The sequence below is a fragment of the Halomonas sp. V046 genome (assembly GCF_052645355.1).
In genome coordinates this window covers 233,855-256,531 of record NZ_JBQXYF010000002.1, presented here as the reverse complement: position 1 = coordinate 256,531, position 22,677 = coordinate 233,855, and the positions used below count along the sequence as shown (strand labels likewise).

The 22,677-nt window shown below is 65.4% G+C and carries 24 protein-coding genes and 1 pseudogene; 12 read left to right on the top strand and 13 right to left on the bottom strand.

Annotation, left to right across the window (positions count from 1 at the left end; all coding sequences use genetic code 11):
- Positions 1-141: 141 nt before the first annotated feature.
- Positions 142-1,074, top strand: a pseudogene (locus tag ACUN9Y_RS03595) (DMT family transporter); the annotation flags it as partial.
- A 58-nt stretch (positions 1,075-1,132) separates the two neighbouring features.
- Here ACUN9Y_RS03595 and trmB read toward each other — a convergent pair.
- The 3 genes from trmB to thiS form a co-directional block, all read right to left on the bottom strand.
- A complete protein-coding gene (gene trmB / locus ACUN9Y_RS03590) occupies positions 1,133-1,891 on the bottom strand; it encodes a tRNA (guanosine(46)-N7)-methyltransferase TrmB (protein ID WP_445459308.1) in 759 nt (252 codons plus the stop codon).
- Positions 1,892-1,937: 46 nt separating this feature from the next.
- A complete protein-coding gene (locus ACUN9Y_RS03585; RefSeq protein WP_445459307.1) occupies positions 1,938-2,732 on the bottom strand; it encodes a thiazole synthase in 795 nt (264 codons plus the stop codon).
- An 88-nt stretch (positions 2,733-2,820) separates the two neighbouring features.
- Positions 2,821-3,021, bottom strand: coding sequence for a sulfur carrier protein ThiS (gene thiS / locus ACUN9Y_RS03580; protein ID WP_445459306.1), 201 nt, complete (start codon positions 3,019-3,021; stop codon positions 2,821-2,823).
- A 164-nt stretch (positions 3,022-3,185) separates the two neighbouring features.
- Here thiS and ACUN9Y_RS03575 point away from each other — a divergent pair, with 164 nt between their 5' ends.
- Positions 3,186-3,575, top strand: coding sequence for a DUF423 domain-containing protein (locus ACUN9Y_RS03575; RefSeq protein ID WP_445459305.1), 390 nt, complete (start codon positions 3,186-3,188; stop codon positions 3,573-3,575).
- A gap of 13 nt (positions 3,576-3,588) precedes the next feature.
- Here the strand turns inward: ACUN9Y_RS03575 and ACUN9Y_RS03570 are convergent, their stop codons facing one another.
- Both ACUN9Y_RS03570 and ACUN9Y_RS03565 read right to left on the bottom strand, forming a co-directional pair.
- Complete coding sequence (locus ACUN9Y_RS03570; protein ID WP_445459304.1) at positions 3,589-4,002, bottom strand: PaaI family thioesterase; 414 nt, start codon at positions 4,000-4,002, stop codon at positions 3,589-3,591.
- Positions 4,003-4,415: 413 nt separating this feature from the next.
- Positions 4,416-6,602: a malate synthase G gene (locus tag ACUN9Y_RS03565; RefSeq protein ID WP_445459303.1), complete on the bottom strand. Its 2,187-nt coding sequence runs from the start codon at positions 6,600-6,602 to the stop codon at positions 4,416-4,418.
- 237 nt (positions 6,603-6,839) lie between these two features.
- Between ACUN9Y_RS03565 and ACUN9Y_RS03560 the strand changes: the two genes are divergently transcribed.
- Together ACUN9Y_RS03560 and ACUN9Y_RS03555 are read left to right on the top strand one after the other, a co-directional pair.
- Positions 6,840-7,835 (top strand): alpha/beta hydrolase, encoded by a 996-nt coding sequence (locus ACUN9Y_RS03560; protein ID WP_445459302.1) that lies wholly within the window; start codon positions 6,840-6,842, stop codon positions 7,833-7,835.
- A 38-nt stretch (positions 7,836-7,873) separates the two neighbouring features.
- Entirely contained in the window at positions 7,874-8,440 is a 567-nt protein-coding gene (locus tag ACUN9Y_RS03555; RefSeq protein ID WP_445459301.1) for a hypothetical protein, read from the top strand.
- Positions 8,441-8,490: 50 nt separating this feature from the next.
- Here the strand turns inward: ACUN9Y_RS03555 and ACUN9Y_RS03550 are convergent, their stop codons facing one another.
- From ACUN9Y_RS03550 to ACUN9Y_RS03540, 3 genes are all read right to left on the bottom strand, one after another.
- A complete protein-coding gene (locus ACUN9Y_RS03550; RefSeq protein WP_445459300.1) occupies positions 8,491-10,056 on the bottom strand; it encodes an HAL/PAL/TAL family ammonia-lyase in 1,566 nt (521 codons plus the stop codon).
- Positions 10,049-11,638, bottom strand: coding sequence for a BCCT family transporter (locus ACUN9Y_RS03545; protein WP_445459299.1), 1,590 nt, complete (start codon positions 11,636-11,638; stop codon positions 10,049-10,051). Before ACUN9Y_RS03545 ends, ACUN9Y_RS03550 begins: the two co-directional genes overlap by 8 nt.
- A 623-nt stretch (positions 11,639-12,261) precedes the next feature.
- Positions 12,262-12,747, bottom strand: coding sequence for a MarR family winged helix-turn-helix transcriptional regulator (locus ACUN9Y_RS03540; protein WP_445459483.1), 486 nt, complete (start codon positions 12,745-12,747; stop codon positions 12,262-12,264).
- A 78-nt stretch (positions 12,748-12,825) separates the two neighbouring features.
- On the opposite strand from ACUN9Y_RS03540, the gene ACUN9Y_RS03535 reads away from it, so the two are divergent.
- A complete protein-coding gene (locus ACUN9Y_RS03535; RefSeq protein ID WP_445459298.1) occupies positions 12,826-13,704 on the top strand; it encodes an EamA family transporter in 879 nt (292 codons plus the stop codon).
- A complete protein-coding gene (locus tag ACUN9Y_RS03530) occupies positions 13,701-14,348 on the top strand; it encodes an NAD(P)-dependent oxidoreductase (RefSeq protein ID WP_445459297.1) in 648 nt (215 codons plus the stop codon). Before ACUN9Y_RS03535 ends, ACUN9Y_RS03530 begins: the two co-directional genes overlap by 4 nt.
- Before the next feature lie 104 nt (positions 14,349-14,452).
- Here the strand turns inward: ACUN9Y_RS03530 and ACUN9Y_RS03525 are convergent, their stop codons facing one another.
- Both ACUN9Y_RS03525 and ACUN9Y_RS03520 read right to left on the bottom strand, forming a co-directional pair.
- The gene (locus tag ACUN9Y_RS03525) at positions 14,453-15,958 is read right to left on the bottom strand and encodes a YifB family Mg chelatase-like AAA ATPase (RefSeq protein WP_445459482.1); all 1,506 of its coding nucleotides are present in this window, start codon (positions 15,956-15,958) and stop codon (positions 14,453-14,455) included.
- Positions 15,959-16,023: 65 nt separating this feature from the next.
- Positions 16,024-16,359: an accessory factor UbiK family protein gene (locus tag ACUN9Y_RS03520; RefSeq protein ID WP_445459296.1), complete on the bottom strand. Its 336-nt coding sequence runs from the start codon at positions 16,357-16,359 to the stop codon at positions 16,024-16,026.
- A gap of 322 nt (positions 16,360-16,681) precedes the next feature.
- Between ACUN9Y_RS03520 and ACUN9Y_RS03515 the strand changes: the two genes are divergently transcribed.
- From ACUN9Y_RS03515 to ACUN9Y_RS03500, 4 genes are all read left to right on the top strand, one after another.
- Complete coding sequence (locus tag ACUN9Y_RS03515; protein ID WP_445459295.1) at positions 16,682-17,020, top strand: P-II family nitrogen regulator; 339 nt, start codon at positions 16,682-16,684, stop codon at positions 17,018-17,020.
- 55 nt (positions 17,021-17,075) lie between these two features.
- Positions 17,076-18,326, top strand: coding sequence for an ammonium transporter (locus ACUN9Y_RS03510; RefSeq protein WP_445459294.1), 1,251 nt, complete (start codon positions 17,076-17,078; stop codon positions 18,324-18,326).
- A gap of 204 nt (positions 18,327-18,530) precedes the next feature.
- Positions 18,531-18,869 (top strand): P-II family nitrogen regulator, encoded by a 339-nt coding sequence (gene glnK, locus ACUN9Y_RS03505; protein ID WP_073437251.1) that lies wholly within the window; start codon positions 18,531-18,533, stop codon positions 18,867-18,869.
- Between the two features lie 380 nt (positions 18,870-19,249).
- Entirely contained in the window at positions 19,250-19,414 is a 165-nt protein-coding gene (locus ACUN9Y_RS03500) for a hypothetical protein (RefSeq protein ID WP_445459293.1), read from the top strand.
- Here the strand turns inward: ACUN9Y_RS03500 and ACUN9Y_RS03495 are convergent.
- Positions 19,411-19,620, bottom strand: a complete 210-nt coding sequence (locus ACUN9Y_RS03495; RefSeq protein WP_445459292.1) for a DUF3820 family protein — start codon at positions 19,618-19,620, stop codon at positions 19,411-19,413. The two genes, ACUN9Y_RS03500 and ACUN9Y_RS03495, sit on opposite strands and share 4 nt — an antisense overlap.
- Before the next feature lie 310 nt (positions 19,621-19,930).
- On the bottom strand, positions 19,931-20,284 hold the full coding sequence (locus tag ACUN9Y_RS03490) for a putative quinol monooxygenase (RefSeq protein WP_445459291.1): 354 nt from the start codon (positions 20,282-20,284) through the stop codon (positions 19,931-19,933).
- Between the two features lie 106 nt (positions 20,285-20,390).
- Between ACUN9Y_RS03490 and ACUN9Y_RS03485 the strand changes: the two genes are divergently transcribed.
- Positions 20,391-20,795 (top strand): VOC family protein, encoded by a 405-nt coding sequence (locus ACUN9Y_RS03485; RefSeq protein ID WP_445459290.1) that lies wholly within the window; start codon positions 20,391-20,393, stop codon positions 20,793-20,795.
- 149 nt (positions 20,796-20,944) lie between these two features.
- Positions 20,945-21,577 carry an NAD(P)H-binding protein gene (locus ACUN9Y_RS03480; protein ID WP_445459289.1) on the top strand — a complete coding sequence of 211 codons (633 nt, stop codon included), beginning with the start codon at positions 20,945-20,947 and terminating at the stop codon, positions 21,575-21,577.
- Positions 21,578-21,762: 185 nt separating this feature from the next.
- Here the strand turns inward: ACUN9Y_RS03480 and ACUN9Y_RS03475 are convergent, their stop codons facing one another.
- Positions 21,763-22,539, bottom strand: coding sequence for a ferredoxin--NADP reductase (locus ACUN9Y_RS03475; RefSeq protein ID WP_445459288.1), 777 nt, complete (start codon positions 22,537-22,539; stop codon positions 21,763-21,765).
- Positions 22,540-22,677 lie beyond the last annotated feature (138 nt).

The window sequence follows — 22,677 nt, the reverse complement described above, 5'->3', positions numbered from 1 at the left end:
CCTTAAAGAAAATTGAACTCTATCTGCAATAAGTTTCGCTACTCGAAAGCCTAGCATCGCGCCAGACTCGCGGCACGCTCTCGTGGTGTTGCTCATCGTCGCCCGGCTCTCTTCCACCCTACCGTCAAGGAGGCGCTCGCCATGCTGTCCCTAGCGCGCCTGTTTACCCCGCCCAGTGCTCGTGTCCTGCGCCGCCACACCCTGTCGCTGACCATCGCCGGTGGCTTCGTGCTGTGCTGGAGCAGTGGCTTCGTCGGTAGCCGCCTCGCCGTCGACGTCGATAGCCCGGTGATCGGCCTGTACGCCTGGCGCTTTGCGCTGGCGACGCTGGTGGCCTGGGCGCTGGTGATGTGGCGCCGTGCCCACCCTGGGCACCGCCCGAGCGGGCGCCAGGTGGTGCATGAAATGCTCGTCGGGGGACTGACCGTCGGGGTCTACCTGCTGACCATGCTGCTGGCCGTGGCCGAGGGCGTCAGCGCCTCGGTGGCGGCGTTGATCGGCGCCTTGCAGCCATTGGCCGCGGCACTACTGGCGACACAACTGTTGAAGGAGCGCTGCTGCGCGGCGCAGTGGGCGGGGATGGGGCTCGCGACCCTGGGCGCTGGCGCGATGGTCATGGGCGACATGCAAGGTGTGGGTGGGGCGCCGGCTTGGGCCTACGCTCTGCCGCTGATCGCCGTGCTGGCGGTTTCCGTGGGCAGCGTGTTACCGCCTCCGGGCCACCGCGAACACCCGCAACTGGCGCCTGAGCCGTTGGCGCTCGAAACGCGCCTGGCATTGCAGCTCAGCGCTGCCACGGGCCTGTTCATGGTCGCGGCCCTGGTGCTCGAACCCGGCTGGCCGACGCCACCACCGGCGACAACCGATGCCTGGCTGGCCCTGACCTGGCTGGTGGTGCTGGCCACCTTCGGCGGCTACGGGTTCTTCGTGGCGAGCCTGACGCGCTTCGGCGTCACGTCGACATCGGGGCTCATCGCGCTGACGCCGGCGATCACCTTGGCCATGACGGCAACGCTGTTCGCCGAACGCCCCGACACCCTGGGACTAGTCGGGCTGGCGCTATCACTAGTGGGGGCGCTCTGGGCGCTGGCAGCCGGCGCCCGGCGCCGCGGCCACGGCGCCAATGCCGGCCTCAGTCGACGCGGCGGAAAATCAGGTCCCAGACGCCGTGACCGAGTCGCTCGCCCCGCGCCTCAAACTTGGTCAGCGGTCGAAACTCGGGACGCGGCACGTAAGGCGACGTCTCGGGAGCCGCCGTGTTGAGATAGCCCGGCGCGGCCGTCATCACCTCCGCCATCCACTCGGCGTAGGCTTCCCAGTCGGTGGCCATGTGCAAGGTGCCGCCTTCCGCCAGACGGGTGCGCACCAACTCGACGAAGGCCGGCTGCACGATGCGTCGCTTGTGGTGCTTCTTCTTTGGCCAGGGATCAGGAAAGAACAGCTGCAGCGTCGTGAGGCTCGCCTCGGGCAGACACTGTTCGAGCACCGCCAGCGCATCCTCGCGATAGACACGAAGATTGGTCAGCCCACGCTTGTCGGCTTCGTCGAGCAGCTTGCCCACCCCCGGCGCATGCACCTCGATGCCAATGAAGTCGGTATCGCGATGGGTCTCGGCCTGCTCGATGAGCGAGGCCCCCATGCCGAAGCCGATCTCGACCACTCGCGGGGCACTCCGTCCGAACAGGGCGTCCAGGTCCTGGCGGCCCTCTGCCAGGGTCAGGCCGAGGCGTGGCCAGACCTCCTCGAGGCCGCGGGTCTGGGCAATCGTCATGCGCCCGGCGCGCAGCACATAGCTCTTGATGCCGCGACGGTGCAGCGGAGCATCGGGGGATTCCGGCCGGGTGGCCCTGGCCTCGTCGGGGCGCTCGTCGTCGTGATGCGGATCGGTCATGCGCTGAGTCGTGTCTCTCGAAAAGGTGAAGCCCGGGCAAGGTGCCTCAGGCATTGATGCGGCCGCTGCTCGGCGAAGACGCCTCGGCGCTGCGGCGCGGCATGCGTCCGGCCAGGTGCGCCTGGCGCCCGGCCTGGACCGCGTGCTTCATGGCCTGGGCCATCAGCAGCGGATCGCGAGCGTGGGCAATGGCGGAGTTCATCAGCACGCCATCACAGCCAAGCTCCATGGCGAGTGCCGCCTCGGAGGCCGTGCCGATGCCGGCGTCGACCAGTACGGGCACCTTGGCCCGCTCGATGATCAGGCGCACGTTGTAGGGGTTCTGAATGCCGTGACCGGAACCGATCAGTGAGCCTAGTGGCATGACCGCACAGCAACCAATGGCCTCGAGCTCCTGGGCGACGATGGGGTCGTCGCTGGTGTAGACCATGACATCGAACCCATCGGCGACCAGGATCTCGGCGGCCTTCAGGGTCTCCACCACATTGGGATACAAGGTCGCGTCATCGCCCAGCACCTCGAGCTTGACCAGCTTGTGGCCGTCGAGCAGCTCCCGAGCCAGCTTGCAGGTGCGCACCGCATCCTTGGCGTTGTAGCAGCCGGCGGTGTTGGGCAGCAGGGTATAGCGCTCCGGCGGCACGACATCGAGCAGGTTCGGTGCGCTCGCGTCCTGCCCCAGGTTGGTGCGGCGTACGGCGAAGGTCACCACCTCGGCGCCGCTGGCGGCGATCGCCTCACCGGTCTCGTCGAAGTCCTTGTACTTGCCGGTTCCCACCAGCAGGCGGGAGGAAAAGGCGTGGCCGGCGATGCGCAGTGGGCTGTCCTGAAAGAAGTCGGTCATGAAACGGTCCTTATCGCGAGAGCGAGTATCCAGAGCGAAAATTGCGCCAGCGGCGCGGGCGGATGGCGTGCACCGCGTCGAGCGCGGGTCAGCCACCGCCGATGGCGTGGACGATCTCGACGCTATCGCCCGCGGCGAGACGCGTCTCGGAGTGCTGGCTTCGCGGCACGATGTCCTCGTTGAGCTCGACGGCGATACGCCGCCCGCCGAGTCCCAGGGACTCGATCAGCTCCGCCACGGTCTGCGCGCGACCGAGGTCATGGGACTCACCGTTCAGCTGAATCTGCATGGGCACCTCATTCATCGGGCTGGCTGTTGGACAGCGCTGGCAACGCGACGGGTTCACGTCGTGTCATCGCGCTTTTGCGGGGCCTTATTGTAGCGGCTCGACACGACTCGGGGTACGGTTGGGCGACAACTTTCCCCACCGTCGACGACAAAAGGAGCCCTTTCATGCAGGACCGCAGCTGGTGGCTCGGCGTTGCGCTCTCCGGTGCGCTGGTCGTGATGCTCGGCGCCTTCGCCGCCCATGGCCTGAGCGGGCAACTCACGCCGCGCCTCGAACAGGCCTTTACCACCGGGGTACGTTACCAGGCCTGGCACACGCTGGCGGCCCTGGCGGTGCTGGCCTGGCGTACCCAGATTCGCTTCAGCGCCCAGCGCTACGCCCTGATGCTGTGGGCCGCGGGCACACTGCTGTTTTCCGGCTCGCTGTACGCGATGGGGCTGGCAGCACTGGCCGGCACCGGGCTCGGTGCCTTCGCCGTCGTCACGCCGGTCGGCGGACTCGCGCTGGTGCTTGGCTGGCTGGCGCTGGCCGCCGGTGTCTGGCGCCAGCGCTAGGGGTCGCGGCGTATCAGTCGCTGTCGGGAAGCGCGTAGGTCGCGGTGACGTGGGCCACCGGCCTCTCGTCACCGGCCGAGAACAGCTGCACCTCGCCGACGGCGAGGCGCCGTCCGAGCTTGATCACTCGGGCATTGGCGATCAAGTCGCGATCGCCACGGGCTCGGCGCAGGAAATGGCAGTTGAGGTCGGTGGTCACCGCCATGGCCTCGGGGCCAATCTGGGCCAGGATAGCGACATACAAGCACACATCGGCGAGCCCCATCATGGTCGGGCCAGACACGCTCGCCCCGGGCCTCAGGTGTTCGTCTTCGATCGCCAGGCTCATGGTGGCCCGCATGTCTCCGACCCCCTCGATGGTTCCCGCACGCTGGGGAAAGACCTCGTCGAGAAAGTCTTCGATGGCGGCGGCGGTCATCACGGTCATGGGGCACTCCCTGGCAGCGTCACGGTGGCGAAAACATCGGGTCCTGGAAACGGTCTGAGCTCTGGCCTGGTACTCGGCATAGGCACCCGGCAAAGGCACCCGGCCCACGATAGCGCAAGCCAACCGGTGCGCCCACCCTGACAACGTGACGGAGCCCAACGCAGGACAGCGGCGTCGCGGGGCGATGGCGCGCGACTTGCCCGCCGAGGCCACCCCGCCTACCTACGGCCCCCGTGGAGCCCCAGCCCCGAGCCGGCGAACGCCCGTGGGCACCGCGACGCCACAAAAACGCCCCCGTGGGCAACCACGGGGGCGATATCAGCGCCTGGCCCCAGGCGATCCTGCCCCGAGGCTGCGGCTCAAAACGGCCTACGACACCAGCGCCGGTGTCCCTCGGCGCCTCCTGCTTGGCCTTACTTGGCCTTATGCACCTGGCGCCAGTGATGCAACAGCGGCTCGGTGTAGCCCGCCGGCTGCACACGGCCCTTGAAGATCAGGTCGCTAGCCGCCTGAAACGCGGACGACGTCTCGAAGTTCGCGCTCATCGGCGTGTAGCTCGGGTCGCCTTCGTTCTGACCGTCGACCACCTTGGCCATGCGCTCCAGCGTCTCCTGGACGCGCGGCGCATCGACCACACCATGGTGCAACCAGTTGGCGATGTGCTGGCTGGAAATGCGCAGCGTGGCGCGGTCTTCCATCAGGCCTACATCATGGATATCCGGCACCTTGGAGCAGCCGACGCCGCTCTCGACCCAACGCACCACGTAGCCCAGGATGCCCTGACAGTTGTTGTCCAGCTCCTGTTGACGCTCCTGCTCGCTCCAGTCGGCGGCAGCCTCCACCGGCACGCTGAGCAAGGCCTGCAGCATTTCATCACGCAGCGTGCTCTCGTCCTGCGCCTCGAGCTCCTTCTGCACCGCGGCCACGTCGACCTGGTGATAATGCAGGGCGTGCAGCGTGGCGGCCGTGGGCGACGGCACCCAGGCGGTATTGGCTCCGGCCTTCGGGTGGCCGATCTTCTGCTCGAGCATCGCCGCCATCAGGTCCGGCATGGCCCACATGCCCTTGCCGATCTGAGCGCGGCCGCGCAGGCCACAGGCCAGGCCAACCAGGACGTTGGAACGCTCATAGGCCTGGATCCAGGCAGCGCCCTTCATGTCGCCCTTACGCATCATCGGACCGGCTTCCATGGCGGTATGCATCTCGTCGCCGGTGCGGTCGAGGAAGCCCGTATTGATGAACACGACCCGCGACGTCGCCTCGGCGATACAGGCCTTCAGGTTGACCGAAGTGCGACGCTCCTCGTCCATGATGCCCATCTTCAGGGTATCGCGAGTCATGCCAAGCAGGTCTTCGATGCGCCCGAACAGGGTGGCCGCGAAGGCGACTTCCTTGGGACCGTGCATCTTCGGCTTGACGATGTACATGGAGCCCGTGCGCGAGTTGCGCGGCTCGTCGTCGCCCTTGTTCAGGTCATGCAGAGCGACCAGGCCGGTGACGATGCCATCGAGAATGCCCTCGGGCAGCTCGTTGCCTTGCTCATCGAGCACCGCCGGGGTGGTCATCAAGTGCCCCACGTTACGCACGAACAGTAGCGAACGTCCCGGCAGGGTGACGTCTCCGCCGTCCGGCGCGGTCCAGCGGCGATCGGGGTTCAGGCGGCGTGTAAAGGTCTTGTCGCCCTTGCTGATGTCGGCGCTCAGGTCGCCCTTCATCAGGCCAAGCCAGCTGGCATAGACGCCGACCTTTTCCTCGGCGTCCACCGCCGCCACGGAATCCTCGCAGTCCATGATCGACGTCAGTGCGGCCTCGACGACCAGATCCTTGACGCCAGCCGGGTCGGTCTTGCCGATCGGATGGCTGGCGTCGACCTGGATCTCCAGGTGCAGGCCATTGTGTGACAGCAGGACCGAGCTCGGTGCGGACGCGTCACCCTGGTAGCCGACCAGCTTGCCCGGTGCCTTCAAGCCTGTCTCGCGACCGCCGTCCAGCGACACCACAAGGTGGCCGTCACGCAGGAAGTACTTCACCGCATCACGATGCGTACCGGTCGCCAGCGGCGCCGCCTGGTCCAGCACATTGCGAGCATAGGCGATGACCTTGGCGCCACGCTTCGGATTGAAGCCGGTGCCCTTCTCGGCGCCATCATCTTCGGCGATGACGTCGGTGCCATAAAGCGCGTCATACAGGCTACCCCAACGCGCATTGGCGGCATTCAAGGCGTAGCGGGCGTTGTTGACCGGCACCACCAGCTGCGGACCGGCTTGAACGGCGATCTCGCGATCGACGTTTTCGGTGGTGACCTCGACCGTGGCCGGCGGATCCACCAGGTAGCCGATATCCTTGAGAAACGCCTGGTAGGCGGCCATGTCAGTGACCGGGCCAGGATGCTCACGGTGCCAGACATCGAGCTTTTGTTGCAGCGCATCACGCTCGGCCAGCAACGCCCGATTGGTCGGTGTCAGGTCATGAAACAGGGCATCAACGCCCTTCCAGAAGGCCTCGGCATCGATGCCGGTACCAGGCAGGGCCTGCTCATTGATGAACTGGTCCAGCTCGGCGGCCACTTGCAGACGATGGCGAGTGATTCGTTGGGTCATGGTGTGTAGCTCCTCACAAGGCTGCTCGATGCCCCCCTGGCACCGACCGGCCGGACAGGGGAAGGTAGACTGCTCACGAATAATTTTGTGGAAAACAATTCCATATGTAAAGGCAAAGGACCTGCCGAAGCCTCCAGGCTAGACCAAATGATAAGTCCCAAGGGCCATGCGTGATTAGGAAACAGTGGTGCAGAACCATCAGGCTCGCTAGCATGGAGTGCCAAGGTGGAGAATACGATGACCGATTTCACTCCCCTGCAGGCACTCGATGGCCTCACCCGGGTGGACGCCAACGCGTTGGCCCCCACCTCGACCCTGGCCAAGTACCTCACGCATTACGGCCTAAGAGCCATGCTCACCAATGCGATAACGCTGCACGCCGGCAACTTGGCGACGCCGCGCTTTCGCCTCTGGACCCAAGTGTGGAGCCCCCCACGGCCCCGTGCCACCGCAATTATCGTGCACGGTTACTACGATCACCTGGGGCTCTATCGTCACCTGCTCAAGTTGCTGCTCGAGGAAAACCTGCGGGTCGTCCTGTGGGACCTGCCCGGCCACGGCCTGTCCAGCGGCGAGCGCGCCGATATCGCCGACTTCGCCGACTACGGCGACAGTCTGAGCATGCTGCAGGATCACCTGACCCGCGAAGGGTTGGCCGAGGGCCCCTGGATCGGCGTCGGGCAGAGCACCGGCGCGGCCATTCTGGCCACCGATGCCCTGACCCGGGGCGCCGACCATCACTGGACGGCGCTGGTGCTGCTGGCACCGCTGGTGCGCCCCTGGGGCTGGGCTCGCTCCAGCTGGGTGCATCGCCTGGTCAGCCCCTTCGTCGCCAGTGTACCGAGGCGCTTCCGGGCGAATTCCAACGACGCCGACTTCGCCGCGTTTCTGCGCGAAAACGACCCGCTGCAGCCGGTCCGCCTGCCCACGGGTTGGGTCACCGCCATGCGCCGCTGGATGCCGCGCCTCATGGATCTCCCCCCCTGTCCCTTGCCGACCCTGATCCTGCAAGGTGACAAGGACCTGACGGTAGATGGCCCCTGGAATCTCGCGGTGCTGGAGAAAAAATTCCCCAATGCCTGCATTCACCGCCACCCCGAAGCACGGCATCATCTGGTCAACGAGGCGGAAACCATCCGCGCCGAGCTGTTCGGCCACCTGCACGACTTCCTCGCCGGCCGCCTCCGCCCCACCTCCAAGACAAGGACTTCTTGCCGATGCCCCGACGCCTAGCGGGTTCGTCCCCGAGTTGCGCAACGACAGCGGACGTCATGACGATTCAAGCGTGGGCGGGAAGCACCGCATCGGCTAGCGTTCGCGGCGCTGCAGCAGCCCGACCCGGCTACCGCCGGCGAGCCGTCCACTGGGTGGGGCTACTGAGCCTGATCGCCTTGCTGATCGGCTGCGCCACGACGCCGGACGCGCCGACCCAGCTGCGCCAGGCGTTGCTGGGCCTGGGGCAGCGCGCGGCAGAAGAAGTCGTTTCCGCCCCGCCGGTGCCCTCAGCGCTCAGAGACCAGGTCCTGCTGCTCGCGCCCCCGGACGTCGACGCCAAGCTCAACCTGGCCCAGGAGCGCGTGCAGGAAAGCCTGACTCGCGGCCTGCTGGGGGTAAAAGACGGCCCCCAGGTGCTCGACTGGCAACCCGGCAGCACCCCCTCGGGAGACAGCCAACAATGGCTGGTGGATAGCCGCCTGATCGCCGACGGCCCTCGGCTGCGTCTTTCCGACAGGGAGCTGGTGCCCTATCGACTCGAACTGCGCCTGCGGCGCCCCGGCGACGGCGCCGCCCTGTGGTCCACGGTCATCAGCGGCGCCTTCGATGCCGACGCGCTCTAGGCCAGATACGCCAGGCCACGAAGCCGGCCAGCAGCGCGCTTCGTAGCGCCTCAATACCTCCCCGGCGGTTCACCGTCCGGGGGGCATTGGAGAAATTCGGCGAAAGCCTCCAGACGGGCCGAGTGCGAGACCAAGCGATAGGCCGCCTCCATGTCCTCGGACAGGGGGTGGCCTTCGTCGTAATAGGCGATCCGTTCACGCAGATCACGCCGCGCTAGGGTTGTCCCGGCGCCGAAGTCCCGGGCGCCGATCAGGTCCATGGCCTGCGCCGCGAGAAGGTATTCGATGGCCAGCACCCGCAAGGCGGTGTCCACGGCGCGGTCGAGCTTCAAGGCAGCGCTGTCCCCGAGGCTCAAGTGATCCTCCTGCAGCCCGGAGGTGAGATAGTTGTCGGTCACCGCAGGCTGCGCCAGACGCTTGAGATCTGCCGCGAGCGACGCCGCCGCATACTGCGCAATCATCAGGCCCGACTTGACCCCGCCCTCGTGGGTCAGAAAGGCCGGCAACTGGCTAACCTGGGGGGTTACCAGTCGGTAGCTGCGCCGCTCGGAGATCGAGCCCCACTCGCACACCGCCATGGCCAGCGCATCACAGGCCAGGGCCACCGATGCGCCATGGGGGTTGGCCTGTGACACCACCCGCACGCCCTGCTCGGTCTCGATGACGAGGGGGTTGTCCGTGGCAGCACGGAGTTCGGCATCGACCTGACGCGCGGCATGGTCGAGCTGATCGCGACAGGCGCCGTGCACCTGGGGCATCGATCGCAGGCTCAGCGCGTCTTGCAGGTGGTCACCGTGGCAGTGATCGAGCCAGGCACTTCCCTCCACCAGGCGACGCAGGTGGCGTGCCGACGTCGCCACACCGGGATGGCGCTTGAGCGCGGCCACATCCGCCCCCAGCGCATCACGCTGCCCCCGCAACGCATCGAAACTCATCGCACCGATGATGTCGGCCCAGTCGGCGAGGCGCGACGCACCGTCCAAGGCGAGGCAGGCCAGCCCCGTCATTGCCGGGGTTCCATTGACCAGGCTCAGGCCATCCTTCGGCCCCAGCGTCACCGGCACCAGGCCACAGGCGTCAAGCGCAAGCGTCGCGGCCAGCCTCCGGCCCTCGACCTCGACCTCACCAACGCCGATCAGCGCGAGCCCGATGTGCGCCATGTGGGTCAGGTAACCCACCGACCCGCGCGCCGGCACGACGGGCGTGATCCCGGCATTGAGACACCCGACCAGGGCCTCGACGACCCCCGGACTGATACCCGAATGACCGTGGGAGTAGTTCACCACGGCACAGCACATGATCGCGCGCACCTGCTCGCGGCGCAGCGGCTCACCGACGCCACAGGCATGGCTCATCAGCGTATGGCGCGACAGCCGCGACAGCGCATCGCGCTCCAGCACCACATCACACAGGGCCCCGAGCCCGGTATTGATACCGTAGTAGGCCTGGTCGGAATCGGCGATGGCCTCCACCGCCGCGCGCGCACGGTGCAGTCGCGACAGGCACGGCGCTGCGAGCGTCAGTGGTGCGCCATGGCACGCCACCCGCACCACATCACCCCAGCCAACCGAGCCCTCGCCCAGCACCACCGGGGCCATCCTTTGGCCATCACTCATGGGGCGCCTCCGCGCTCATCTTGGGGGGCGCCATCGGTTCCACGGTACGCTGATCAAGGATCAACACGCGCACCGCCGACATCAGGATAAGGGCGAACAGGAAGACCACGCTGAACCCACCCGCCGCGGCCAGGTACTTGATGCCATCGACCCCCTGGGCGCCGCCGCCAAAGGCCACCATGATGTAGGCGATGGCACTGATGGACAGCCCCCAGAGGATCTTCTGGGCCTTGGGCGACTCCTCATCCGCACCGATGTTGCGCGTACAGATGGTCGCGATGGTCGACGACATGGAATCGGCAGAGGTCGCGAAGGAAATGATCAGGGTGAAGATCGCCAGCGGCACCAGCAGCGTCGAGAGCGGCATGTGCTGGAGGAAACCCCACAGCCCCGAGACCGCCCCATTGGCTTTTACCATTTCGACCAGATCGATGGCGCCATCGAGCTGCCATTTGATCGCCGAACTCCCCCAGATGGCGAACCAGACGATGCCGAACAGGGCCGGGAGGATCCAGTTGATGACGAGGAACTCGCGCAGGGTGCGCCCGTAGGAGATGCGTGCCAAGAACAGTCCCATCAGCGGGGCGTAGGCGATCCAGATCGACCAGTCATACATGGTCCACCAGGTCACCAGGGCCTCACCACCGGACTCCTTGGTATCGAAAGACCACAGCAGGAAATGATCGAGCCAATAGCCAATGCTGGTCGTCGAGAGACTGAGCATGTAGGACAAGGGCCCCACCACGACCAGGATCACCAGAAAGCCATAGAAGATGTAGGCGTTGATCGACGACAGCAGTCGTATCCCCCGCTTGAGGCCGGAGAGCGCCGACGATACGAAGATCACGGTAATCAGCAACGTCAGCCCGAGCCAGGTCACCGGGCTCGCGACGATACCGTACTCAGCCTCGACGCCGGAACTGATCAGCGCAAGCCCCGCCCCCAACGACGATGCCAGCCCCAGCGCGATGGCGAGCACCGAAATCACATCGATGAAGGCACGCACCGCCGCCATCTCACCAAAGCGCCCCAGTACCGGCGTTACCGTCGAGGCGATGGAGAAGCCCTGCTTCCGGTTGTAGTGCATATAGGCGATCATCAGGCCGACGATGGAGTAGATCGCATAGGGGATGAAGCTCCAGTTGTGGAAGCTGCGCGCCAACGCGAAGATCGCCGCTTCGCCACTGCCCGCGGCAAAGCTCTGCTGGCCGATCTCACCGTAGACATTGCCCAGGTAGATGATCGGCTCGTTGACCGAGTAGGTGACCACGCCTGTCGCGATACCGCCGGTCAGGGCCATGGCAAAGTTGGACGCCATCGAAAACTTGGGTTTGGCGTCCGGCCCACCCAGACGAATGCGCCCGACGCGGGAAAAGAACACGAACGTGGTGATGCCGAGCGCGGAAATGGCGATCAGCTGATAGAGCCATCCGAAATCGGACAGTGAGAAATAGAAGAGGCTCTTTGCGGTTTTCACCAGCAGCGCGTTGTCGACGAGTCCGACAACGACCGAGACGATGACGATGGCGAACACGGGAAAGAAGACCCCGGCCTTGAGGCCCTTGTTCGGGTGGGGGGACATGGCGTCACTCCTGGGGGGCAGCGCAGGGCGCTACCGGACCGCACCTGGAGCGCGGCCGATGTATTGAGGTTATTGTCGCGGCGCTTCCACTCGCCAGAGTCCCGCCTGTCGCCAGGAAACGCTCAAGCCTCTGGCAGTGGAAACCGAACGCCTATTTGTATATACATTATAGCGACCAGTGCCGCCACGAGCCCGACCGCCACCCCGGACGCCCCTGTGCCTCGAAGGCGCACCGAGAAATCCTAAATAAATTATTTTAAACAACGAATTATGATAAAAAATAGGTGCATGAAAGGGCACGATATCGCGCGCAATATTCGACCAATGTCTAATCGTGAAGCTCCACCGCTCGAGTCACCCAAATAGCTATACAATAAGACAGGTTCCATCATCCGCGCCTCGCCCGGACGCTGTGCTCGCTCCGAGCCCCCATCGCCCCTGGCGCATGTCATGCCCACCCGATGCCGCTCCGCAACCGCCTGGCGACCCGAAGAACGCCCAAAGGCCCATTGCCGGGTATCCGGCAATGGGCCCAAGGCCTGGAGGCTGATTCGCGGTCGGTAGCCACCCCCACGGTGCGTGGCAGGCCTCGCGAGAGCGCTGATCGACGGAGTGCCTGCGGCCTACCCCTCGAGCCCTTGCTGCCATTTTGCCAACAGCCGGTCGAGCTGCTCTCGTTCCGCGTCATCGAGCGTCTCGGTCAGGCGATGTTGATTCGCCACATGCTCTGTCACCGCCCGATCGATCAGCGCAAAGCCAGCGTCCGTCAGGCCGACAACGAAGCCGCGCCCATCCGTTTCATTGCGGGTTCGCTTAACCAGGCCAGCGGCCTCGAGGCGATCGATGCGGTTGGTCATGGTGCCGGACGTCACCATCGTCCATTCGATCAGGGCTGAGGGCGACAGGGCATAGGGCGGCCCCGCCCGACGCAGGGTGGCCAGGACATCGAAACTCGCCCTGTTCAGGCCGTGGACGACGAACAGTTGCTCCATTCGGTCGTTTACGGTCTTCGACAGCCGCTTCAGCCTGCCAATCGTGCCCATCGGGGCCGTGTCGAGGTCGGGCCGCTCGGCCCGCCACTGCGCGAGAACGCTATCAATATGATCCATGCTCGCCACTATGCCGGCATTTTATCTTGACCTCAAGATTTTTACCGAATATCTTGACGTCAAGATAAGGAGCCAGCCATGCGCTATACCGACCTCTCTCTTGCGGCCCTCGCCCCGGTCATCTGGGGCAGTACCTATGTCGTGACCACCGAGCTCCTGCCAGCGGGGCATCCGTTGGGCGTGGCGATGTTGCGCGCCTTACCCGCCGGCCTGGTCCTGCTGGCACTGGTACGGCAGTTGCCCGGGCGCGACTGGCTCGGCCGACTGTTGATGCTCGGTGCGCTGAACTTCGCACTCTTCTGGGGCCTGCTGTTCGTCGCCGCGTATCGGCTACCCGGTGGGCTGGCGGCGACGCTGGGGGCGATTCAACCGTTGCTGGTGCTCCTGCTCTCGCGGATCGCCCTCGCGACCCCAGTGCAATCGGCAGGCGTCATCGCAGCGCTGACCGGCATCGCCGGGGTCGGACTACTGATTCTCGGGCCCAACGCCGCCATCGATCCGCTGGGGGTCGCTGCGGCCCTCGCCGCGGCGGCCTCCATGGCAGCGGGGACCGTGCTGACACGCAAATGGCAGCCTCCGGTCTCTCCCCTGGTCTTCACCAGTTGGCAACTGACGGCGGGCGGCCTCCTGCTACTGCCTGGCGCACTGATATTCGAAGCCCCCTTGCCCGCCCCTTCGTTGGCGAACCTCGCCGGCTACCTGTGGCTGGGTATCGTCGGTGCCGCCATCAGCTACGTGTTGTGGTTTCGAGGCATCGCCAGGCTCGGGCCGGCAACGGTGACGGCGTTCGGGTTTCTCAGTCCGCTGTCGGCAGTGCTGCTGGGGTGGCTGGCTCTGGGCCAGGTTCTCAGCACAGTACAAATCCTCGGCGCAGCGGTGGTGTTGGTCAGCGTATGGCTAGGCCAGCGCGCAGGGGGCAAAGCAACCATGAAGGTCAACTCAGGAGTCACCCCATGAAGATGATTATTTTTGGCGCCACTGGCGATGTCGGTCGAGCCGTCACGGCAGAGGCACTGCAGCGCAACGTTAACGTCACAGCGGTGTCTCGCCAGGCGACCGACGATGCGCGGCTCCCCAACGCAATCGCCCGCCGAAATCTCGACGTGCTCGCCACGTCCGCAGAGCAGATCGCCGAGTTGCTCGCCGAACACGATGTCGCGATCAGCGCACTGCGCCCGCCAGCCGGCCAGGAAAGCGATCTGGTAGCGTTGACCCAGCGGATCATGCAGGCGGCACGACTCGCCCGTACTCGGATGCTCATCACCGGCGGCGCGGCGCTGCTCAAGCTCGCCGATAATAGCGGCCACAGTGTGTTGACGGCGCCGGGATTTCTGCCGGACCAGGTGCGCCCGATCGCCGAAGCCTGCGCCGCGCAGGATGCGCTGCTCGACGACTTCGAAGACTGCGCATGGACGTGCCTGCGGCCTCCGGCGATGCTGACACAAGGTGATCGAACCGGGGAGTACACCCTGGGCTCGGACACGCTGGTGACCGACGCCAACGGCGCCTCACAGATTTCCTACGCGGATTTCGCCGTTGCGATGCTGGACCTGACCGGCGCCCTCGACGCTCCACGGCGCGTGACCGCCGCCTGGACGTGAGGCGTTGACGGTTCGCCTGGCGCTGGCATCGAGCGCCGCGACCGCTCCCGGGTTCCGCAGCGTCTTGCCGAATCGCCCCCGTGGGGGCGACCCGGTGATCGCGCTCATCCTCCTCTGAGCAACCGATCGAGCTGGCGATAGCCGATGGCTTCGATCAGCTCGTCGCGGCCCAGGCGCCGGTGGCCGGCCAGGTCAGCCAGCGTCAGCGCGACCCGCAACACCCGATGGTAGGCCCGCGCCGAGAGCTTGAGCCGCTCGAGGGTCTCGGCGAGCCAGGCACGGTCGGCGGCGCCCAATGCACAGGCCTCATCCAGGGCGCGGCCGGACAACCGAGCGTTCAACTCACCGCGCTCGGCCTGGCGTTCCCGGGCGGCAACGACCCTTTCACGCACCGCGCTGGAGGGCTCGCCGCGGGTATCCGCGGTGAGTTGATCCGCCGGCAGGGCCGGCACGGCAACCTGCAGATCGATACGGTCGAGCAGCGGCCCCGACAGCCTGGCCTGGTAACGCTGGATCTGGGTCGCGGTGCACACGCAGGCCTGGCGCGGGTCACCCAGATGGCCGCAGGGGCAAGGGTTCATCGCCCCAATGAGTTGAAACTGCGCGGGAAACTCTCGCTCACAGTTGGCTCTGGCGATATGGATCCTGCCCGATTCCATCGGCTCACGCATGACTTCCAGCACGTGTCGACTGAACTCCGGCAACTCGTCCAGGAACAGCACCCCGCGGTGGGCCAGGGAGATCTCCCCCGGGCGCGGTTTCGAGCCGCCGCCGACCAGGGCGACGGCGCTGGCGGTATGGTGAGGAGCGCGAAAGGGACGCCTGCTCCACTCCGGCGCCAGCGCCATGCCGCACACCGAGCGCAGTGCCGCGACTTCCAGCACTTCGTCATCGGACAGCGGCGGCAGAATTCCCGGCAGGCGGCTCGCCAACAGCGTCTTGCCGGTGCCAGGCGGCCCGGCGAACAGCAGGTTGTGGCCACCGGCCGCCGCCACTTCCAGGGCCCGACGCGCCTGGTGTTGGCCGCGCACATCGGCCAGGTCAGGGATCTCCTGGGACACCATCACCGGCGGCACCGCCCGGTGCGCCTCGATCGGCGCCTTACCCAGCAGATGGGCGACGACGTCGAGAAGATGATCCGCCGGCAGGACCTCGAGGCCGGCCACCAGCGCCGCCTCGTCGGCATTGGCACGTGGAACCAGCAGACGCCGCTTGGCCGCCCGGGTAGCCAGGGCAAACGGCAGGATGCCCGTCACCGGGCGCAAGCGTCCATCGAGCGCCAGCTCGCCAGCGCATTCGACACCGGACAGTGCCTCGGAGGGGATCTGGCCGGAGGCAACCAGCAGCCCGAGCGCGATGGGCAAATCGAAGCGCCCGCCTTCCTTGGGCAGGTCGGCGGGCGCGAGATTCAAGGTGATACGGCGCAGCGGAAACTCGAGATCCGAGGTCGTCAGGGCGCTGCGTACGCGCTCGCGGCTCTCCCTGACGGCGGCCTCGGGCAGGCCGACCAGTGTCATACCCGGCAGGCCGTTGGCCAGGTGCACCTCGACCTGAACCTCGGGGGCATCCAGCCCGAGCCCGGCTCGAGTGGTGATGATCGCCAGCGTCATTGGCATTCCCTCGCCTCAGGGTCCGCCGGACGTCCTGTCCGGCCTCTGCGCACCGCCTAGGCGGTTCAGCGCGCTTCGTCGTCGCCGCTGCCATGCGCCGGGCCGGCCGGCGCTTCGACACCTTCCTGAGCCACGGCCGGGGGCGTCGCGGCTGCGCGCTGTTCCACGGCCTCCTCGAGGGCGGCGACCTGCTTTTCGAGGGCCTCGACCCGGGAGCGGGTGCGCTGCAGCACGTCCATCAGGATATCGAAGTCTTCCCGAGACACCAGCTCCAGTCGGTCGAAGGCGCCGCGCACCACCTGCTGCACGCCCTTGTGGATCTCGTCCGGGGCTTGGGAGGCGCCCTGCAGACGCTCGCCGATCTGCTGGGCCAAGCGGCTGATACGGTCCTGGCTGACCATGATGATTCTCCTTGAGATGAAGGTGTGACGCTCCCGACAGGATACGCAAGGGGCGGCGTCGGCGCATGTGTCTTGTCGTCACTCACCCTGTCGAGCCGGCGTCGGCTCGCCCCTCATTGGCGCACGCCATTTCTCGCCGAGCACCAAAATAGTGCGCATCGTTATCTCCGGCACAGTGCATTGCAGCATCTGGCACCAATAGATAATTACAACAAACTGATATGTAAGAGATTAAAAAGGACCTGGCACGGTTCACGCTTTAACAAGCCATGAATGCACCGAGCGGCACCATGCCGCCACACTTCCCGCAGGGAGAACCGGTATGAAGCTGATCACCGCCATCATCAAGCCATTCAAGCTGGACGACGTGCGCGAGGCGCTGGCCGACAACGGCGTCCAAGGCATCACCGTCACCGAGGTCAAGGGCTTCGGTCGCCAGAAAGGCCACACCGAGCTCTATCGCGGCGCCGAGTACGTCGTCGACTTCCTGCCCAAGGTAAAGGTCGAGGTCGCGGTCGATGAAGATCGTCTGGACACCGTGCTGGACGCCATCTGCAACGCGGCCAACAGCGGCAAGATCGGCGACGGCAAGGTATTCGTCACCCCGCTGGAAGACGTCATCCGCATCCGCACCGGTGAGCGCGGCGCGGACGCCGTTTGAGCCTTGGCCGTCTCCCCGGCTACCGCATCCCTGGTTTGAATAAGAGAGAACCTCCATGGTCGACATCAGTGAACTGAGTTACGCGCTCGACACCTTCTATTTCTTGATCTGTGGCGCCCTGGTCATGTGGATGGCCGCGGGCTTCTCGATGCTCGAGGCCGGCCTTGTGCGCGCCAAGAACACCGCCGAGATCCTGACCAAGAACATCGTGCTGTTCGCCATCGCCTGCACCATGTACCTGCTGGTGGGCTACTTCATCATGTACTCCTCCGACGGCGGCGGTTTCCTGCCCAATCTCGGCTTTCTGCTCGGCGCCGAGAACAGCGTCGACGCCGTGCTCGCCGGTGGCGACGATGCGCCCTACTACTCCGCCCGCGCCGACTTCTTCTTTCAGGTCGTGTTCGTGGCCACCGCCATGTCCATCGTCTCCGGTGCCGTGGCCGAACGCATGAAGCTGTGGGCCTTCCTGGCCTTCGCCGTGGTCATGACCGGCTTCATCTATCCGGTGTCCGGCTACTGGACCTGGGGCGGTGGCTGGCTGTCCGAAGCGGGTTTCTCGGACTACGCCGGGTCTGGCATCGTGCACCTGGCTGGCGCGTCCGCGGCCCTCGCTGGCGTCCTGGTCCTGGGCCCGCGCAAGGGCAAGTACGGCAAAAACGGCGCGATTTTCGCCATCCCTGGCGCCAACATGCCGCTGGCGACCCTGGGTACCTTCATCCTGTGGCTGGGCTGGTTCGGCTTCAACGGCGGCTCCGAGCTCAAGGTCTCCGACGTGTCCTCCGCCAACAACATGGCCCAGGTTCTGGTCAACACCAACGCCGCCGCCGCCGGTGGTGTCCTCGCCGCCCTGGGGCTTGCCAAGGTGTGGTTCCGCAAGGCCGACCTGACCATGGCCCTGAACGGCGCCATCGCCGGTCTGGTGGCCATCACCGCCGACCCGCTGTCGCCGTCGGCCCTCGGCGCGACCCTGATCGGTGCCTTCGGCGGCGTGCTGGTGGTGCTGTCCATCGTCACCCTCGACAAGCTGCGCCTGGACGACCCGGTCGGTGCCATCTCGGCCCACGGTGTGGTCGGCATCTGGGGGGTCCTGGCGGTCCCGCTGAACAACGCCGACGCCACCTTCGGTGCCCAGTTGCTCGGAATCGCCGGCATCTTCGCCTGGGTCTTCGCGGCGAGCCTGGTGGTGTGGCTGATCATCAAGGCGGTGATGGGCGTGCGCGTCACCGAAGAAGAAGAATACGAAGGCGTCGACCTTGCCGAATGCGGCCTCGAAGCCTACCCCGAGTTTAACGTCGCCAAGAAGTAACCCCGAGGTTACCGCGACTCCAGTGAGCTGGCGTGCTCCACCTGGCCCCTTCGGGGGTCTTTTTTATTGCTGTCCGCCAGGCGTATGCTTTGTCACACTAGACAGGAAAGGCGCATTGCCGCGCCGCTTCAGGAAGCGCTCCCAGCGCACCGTCACGCCGTGCACGCGAGCCTTCCCTCAATGGACAGGACGAGGAACACGACCATGAAACTGGTGACCGCCATCATCAAGCCCTTCAAGCTCGACGACGTTCGCGAGTCGCTCTCGGAAATCGGCGTCCAGGGCATCACCGTCACCGAGGTCAAGGGCTTCGGCCGTCAGAAAGGCCATACCGAGCTCTACCGCGGCGCCGAGTACGTCGTCGACTTTCTGCCCAAGGTGAAGCTCGAGGTAGCCGTGGACGACGGCATGACCGAGCAGGTCATCGAGGCCATCACCCAGGTCGCGAACACCGGCAAGATCGGCGACGGCAAGATCTTCGTCACCCCGCTCGAGCAGGTCATTCGTATTCGTACCGGCGAAACCGACAAGGATGCGGTATAACCCCGAGGGCCTGACCCAGAGACCAAGGCGCGGCCCAGGCGACGGAAGCTGTCTTCAGCCACCCCACTGGAGCAGGTCATTCGTATTCGCACCGGCGAAACCGACAAGGATGCGGTCAGACCCAGAGGGTCTGACCCAGAGGGTCTGACCCAGAGACCAAGGCGCGGCCCAGGCGACGGAAGCTGTCTTCAGCCACCCCGCTCGAGCAGGTCATTCGTATTCGCACCGGCGAAACCGACAAGGATGCAGTATAACGCCGGCTGAGTGCGGGAGAGCCAGGCGAACAGGCTAGCGCTACAGCGATACGCTGTTCGTCGCCCAAGGGCCGCTGCTTGCGGCTCTTGTGCGTTGTGGGCAGACCACGGCAAGCCAACAGCCGAATGCAGAACCGCGCCGATAGCGCCCCTGGCATTGCCGTTTCGGGGGCACTGGCGGTGGCCTTCGATGGCGGCGAGCGCCTCGCCGAGTTGGGGCGCCGTCACGGCCGCACCCACGACTCGATCAAGGCGCGCCTGACCCGCCTCGGGCGGCTCGAAGAGGACTAACGACGCAGCGGGTCGAGCAGCGGTGACAGGCCGTTGTGATCGATCTCCTGCATCAGTTGCAGCAGGCGGCCGATCTCGCCGCTCGGGAACCCCACCCGGGCAAACCAGTTGAGATAGGGCCCCGGCAGATCGGCGATCAAGGTGCCCGCGTGCTTGCCGAAGGGCATTGTCTGGGTGACCAGTCGTTCGAGATCTTCTGGCTTCATGGGCGATCCTGGGGTTTGTGAAAGGGGCTTATGAAAAGGGCCTGTGTAAAGAGGCTAGTGAAACGGAGTCGTAGGGGATTCGTGAAACAGGGCGTCAACAGGGCTAGCCACCGGCTCTAGCCACCGGCTCTAGCCACAAGCGCTAGCCACCGGCTCTGACCACAAGCTCTCGCCACCGGCTCTGACCACAAGCGCTAGCCACAAACTCTAGCCACAAGCTCTAGCCACAAGCTCTAGCCACAAGCTCTAGCCACAAGCTCTCGCCACAAGCTCTGACCACTAGCTTAGCCACAAGCTCTCGCCACAGGGCCTAGTCCGAAGCTCTAGGCCCGTTCATCCGCGGACCAGCAGCGCCCTCTTCTTGGCGCACGGGGTTGGTCGCCAGCACGTCGGCGCGCACCACGCTCTGCTGTGCGATCAAGGGCGTCACCACTCTGCGCGATGCCAGGTAATGAGCGGTCTCCTTGTGCGCGGCCAAGGCCTGCTGATCGGCATAGATCTCATACAGGTGAAACAGCTCCGGGGTATCCTGGTCTTCGATCACATCGAAGACCAGGCAGCCCGGTTCATCGTCTACCGAGGCGCGGGCATTGGGTAGCATGGCCGCGAGAAAGCGCTCGCGACAGCCCGGCTTGAGCTGTGTCCTGACAATAATACAGTACATGTCGACTTCCGTAGGGTAGCGGGATTTGCCATCGGCCGATGACTGAGGGCATATTATGGAAAATATTTCCAAACAAACCCTACCCACCTCCATCGGAGCTCGCAAGATGTCCCGTCCCGCCCCCTTGAACGGAATCCGCCATATCGCCCTGCAGGTGCAGGACCTCGAAGCCTGCGAACGCTTCTACGTCGATCTTCTCGGCATGCGCCTGCTGCGTCGCGCCCACGCCGACCTGGTCTACCTGACACTCGGCAACGACAACTTCTCGCTCGGTCGTGCCAGGCAACCCACCGGCGACGATCCCCAGCGCCTTGACCACTTTGGCTTCGTCGTCGACCTGCGCGAGGACGTCGACGCCTGGCACGCCTACCTCGCCGAAGCCGGCGTCACCATCACCCGCGAGCCACACGATCATGGCGACGGCGGACGCAGCTTCTACTGCCTCGACCCTGACGGCAACAGCGTTCAACCGCTGTTTCACCCCAGCGTGTCCGGCCAGCGGTTGGGGTGACGCATCACCGGTGGGCCACGCGACCACCCGGCCCTTGAATTCGTCGACCGGTGCCGCCACCCAGAGAGGAACGCCCTCACCATCGTGCTGGGATCGTGCCCCGATTTCGGTGTGTCGTTACCAGCATGCCACTTGCCAAGGAGAGCCTCATGTCCACCCTGGTAGTAGGCGCCAACGGCCAGATCGGCCGCCAATTCTGCGAGCTGGCTCGCGACGCTGGAGAACCGATCAAGGCGATGGTTCGCGACGAGGCGCAACAGGCCTGGTTCGAGGAGCGCGGCATCGTCAGCGTGGTCGCGGATCTCGAAGGCAACTTTCACCACGCCTTCGATGGCTGCACCCAGGTGCTGTTCGCCGCCGGCTCAGGCCCCGATACCGGCCCCGACAAGACCCTGATGGTCGACTTGTTTGGCGCTACCCGGGTCGCCGACAAGGCCAGCGAACTGGGCCTGGAGCGCATGCTCCTCGTCAGCGCCCTGCGCGCCGAGAACCCTCTCGACGCCCCAGAGAAGCTGCGCCCCTACATGGCCGCCAAGTTTGCCGCCGACGCCTACCTGCGCGCCGCCGGCGTCTCCCACCTGATCGTCAAGCCCGGCCGACTGACCGACGAGCCTGCCAGCCAGCGTATCGCGACCTCGCTGGAGGAGGCCGACGGCACCAACCAGGTGTCCCGGGCCAATGTCGCCCATGCGCTGTTGCACCTGGCCAAGTCGACGCAGCTCAAGGATCGCGAATTCGTGCTGCTGGATGGCGAGCGCGGGATCGGCGACGCGCTGCGCTAGGCCGTCGCGACGGCCACGGTGCTGCCGTCCTGGCAAGCCGGTATCGCCCCGACACCGGTCCATGCCCTTGAGGCGCTCGCATCGCCGGCGTGTGGCGGCAAGCAAACGCCCCCGAAAGGCGCGAGCCCGTCGGGGGCGACGTCTTTCGGGGGCGAACACCCTCCGCGTACTCACCTACCGCGCACTTACTTCTCGACGAAGGCCCGCTCGATGACATAGTCACCCGGCTCGCCCATGCGCGGCGAAATCGTGAAGCCGAGCTCGTCGAGCAGGGCGCTGGTGTCGTCCAGCATCGCCGGGCTGCCGCAGATCATGGCACGATCCTGCTTGGGATCGATGGGCGGCAAGCCCTTGTCCTCGGCCAGCTTGCCACTGCGGATATGGTCGGTCAGCCGCCCCATGGTGTGGAACTCTTCACGGGTCACGGTGGGGTAATAGACCAGCTTTTCGCTGATGTCCTCGCCCAGGTACTCGTGGGCCGGCAGTTCCTTGGTGATGAAATCGGCATAGGCCAGCTCGCTGACATTCCGCACCCCGTGAACCAGCACGACCTTCTCGAAGCGCTCGTAGACTTCGGGGTCCTGGATCAGGCTCATGAAGGGAGCAAGGCCGGTCCCGGTGGAGAGCATGTACAGATTGCGGCCGGGCAGCAGGTCGTCACACACCAGGGTGCCGGTAGGCTTGCGGCTGACCATGATCTGATCGCCTACCTGAAGGTGCTGCAGACGCGAGGTCAGCGGACCATCGGGGACCTTGATACTGAAGAACTCGAGATGATCTTCGTAGTTGGGGCTGGCGATGGAGTAGGCGCGCATCAGCGGCTTGCCCGCCACCTCGAGGCCGATCATCACGAACTGGCCGTTCTTGAAGCGCAGGCTGCGCTCCCGGGTGGTACGGAAGCTGAACAGGGTGTCGTTCCAGTGATGAACGCTGAGGACTTCTTCGAGCGCAAACTTGCTCATGCCGACTCCTTGAAAAGATGCTCTACATATTCCTCAAAGGAATAGATAGAAGAGATAACTGTTGGCATGAATTCTAAGGCGGCGACCGATATCTGTTAAATGAATTGTATGGATAACACTTATCCATACAATAGATAT

Coding starts and splice junctions, on each gene's coding strand:
- ACUN9Y_RS03540 (WP_445459483.1), bottom strand. CDS start 12,747: ATGGATCATATTGATAGCGTTCTCGCGCAGTGGCGGGCCGAGCGGCCC.
- thiS (WP_445459306.1), bottom strand. CDS start 3,021: ATGCAGATTCAGCTGAACGGTGAGTCCCATGACCTCGGTCGCGCGCAG.
- ACUN9Y_RS03535 (WP_445459298.1), top strand. CDS start 12,826: ATGCGCTATACCGACCTCTCTCTTGCGGCCCTCGCCCCGGTCATCTGG.
- ACUN9Y_RS03585 (WP_445459307.1), bottom strand. CDS start 2,732: ATGACCGACTTCTTTCAGGACAGCCCACTGCGCATCGCCGGCCACGCC.
- ACUN9Y_RS03570 (WP_445459304.1), bottom strand. CDS start 4,002: ATGACCGTGATGACCGCCGCCGCCATCGAAGACTTTCTCGACGAGGTC.
- ACUN9Y_RS03485 (WP_445459290.1), top strand. CDS start 20,391: ATGTCCCGTCCCGCCCCCTTGAACGGAATCCGCCATATCGCCCTGCAG.
- ACUN9Y_RS03530 (WP_445459297.1), top strand. CDS start 13,701: ATGAAGATGATTATTTTTGGCGCCACTGGCGATGTCGGTCGAGCCGTC.
- ACUN9Y_RS03555 (WP_445459301.1), top strand. CDS start 7,874: ATGACGATTCAAGCGTGGGCGGGAAGCACCGCATCGGCTAGCGTTCGC.
- glnK (WP_073437251.1), top strand. CDS start 18,531: ATGAAACTGGTGACCGCCATCATCAAGCCCTTCAAGCTCGACGACGTT.
- trmB (WP_445459308.1), bottom strand. CDS start 1,891: ATGACCGATCCGCATCACGACGACGAGCGCCCCGACGAGGCCAGGGCC.
- ACUN9Y_RS03565 (WP_445459303.1), bottom strand. CDS start 6,602: ATGACCCAACGAATCACTCGCCATCGTCTGCAAGTGGCCGCCGAGCTG.
- ACUN9Y_RS03550 (WP_445459300.1), bottom strand. CDS start 10,056: ATGAGTGATGGCCAAAGGATGGCCCCGGTGGTGCTGGGCGAGGGCTCG.
- ACUN9Y_RS03575 (WP_445459305.1), top strand. CDS start 3,186: ATGCAGGACCGCAGCTGGTGGCTCGGCGTTGCGCTCTCCGGTGCGCTG.
- ACUN9Y_RS03545 (WP_445459299.1), bottom strand. CDS start 11,638: ATGTCCCCCCACCCGAACAAGGGCCTCAAGGCCGGGGTCTTCTTTCCC.
- ACUN9Y_RS03495 (WP_445459292.1), bottom strand. CDS start 19,620: ATGAAGCCAGAAGATCTCGAACGACTGGTCACCCAGACAATGCCCTTC.
- ACUN9Y_RS03560 (WP_445459302.1), top strand. CDS start 6,840: ATGACCGATTTCACTCCCCTGCAGGCACTCGATGGCCTCACCCGGGTG.
- ACUN9Y_RS03475 (WP_445459288.1), bottom strand. CDS start 22,539: ATGAGCAAGTTTGCGCTCGAAGAAGTCCTCAGCGTTCATCACTGGAAC.
- ACUN9Y_RS03500 (WP_445459293.1), top strand. CDS start 19,250: ATGCAGAACCGCGCCGATAGCGCCCCTGGCATTGCCGTTTCGGGGGCA.
- ACUN9Y_RS03515 (WP_445459295.1), top strand. CDS start 16,682: ATGAAGCTGATCACCGCCATCATCAAGCCATTCAAGCTGGACGACGTG.
- ACUN9Y_RS03525 (WP_445459482.1), bottom strand. CDS start 15,958: ATGACGCTGGCGATCATCACCACTCGAGCCGGGCTCGGGCTGGATGCC.
- ACUN9Y_RS03480 (WP_445459289.1), top strand. CDS start 20,945: ATGTCCACCCTGGTAGTAGGCGCCAACGGCCAGATCGGCCGCCAATTC.
- ACUN9Y_RS03520 (WP_445459296.1), bottom strand. CDS start 16,359: ATGGTCAGCCAGGACCGTATCAGCCGCTTGGCCCAGCAGATCGGCGAG.
- ACUN9Y_RS03490 (WP_445459291.1), bottom strand. CDS start 20,284: ATGTACTGTATTATTGTCAGGACACAGCTCAAGCCGGGCTGTCGCGAG.
- ACUN9Y_RS03510 (WP_445459294.1), top strand. CDS start 17,076: ATGGTCGACATCAGTGAACTGAGTTACGCGCTCGACACCTTCTATTTC.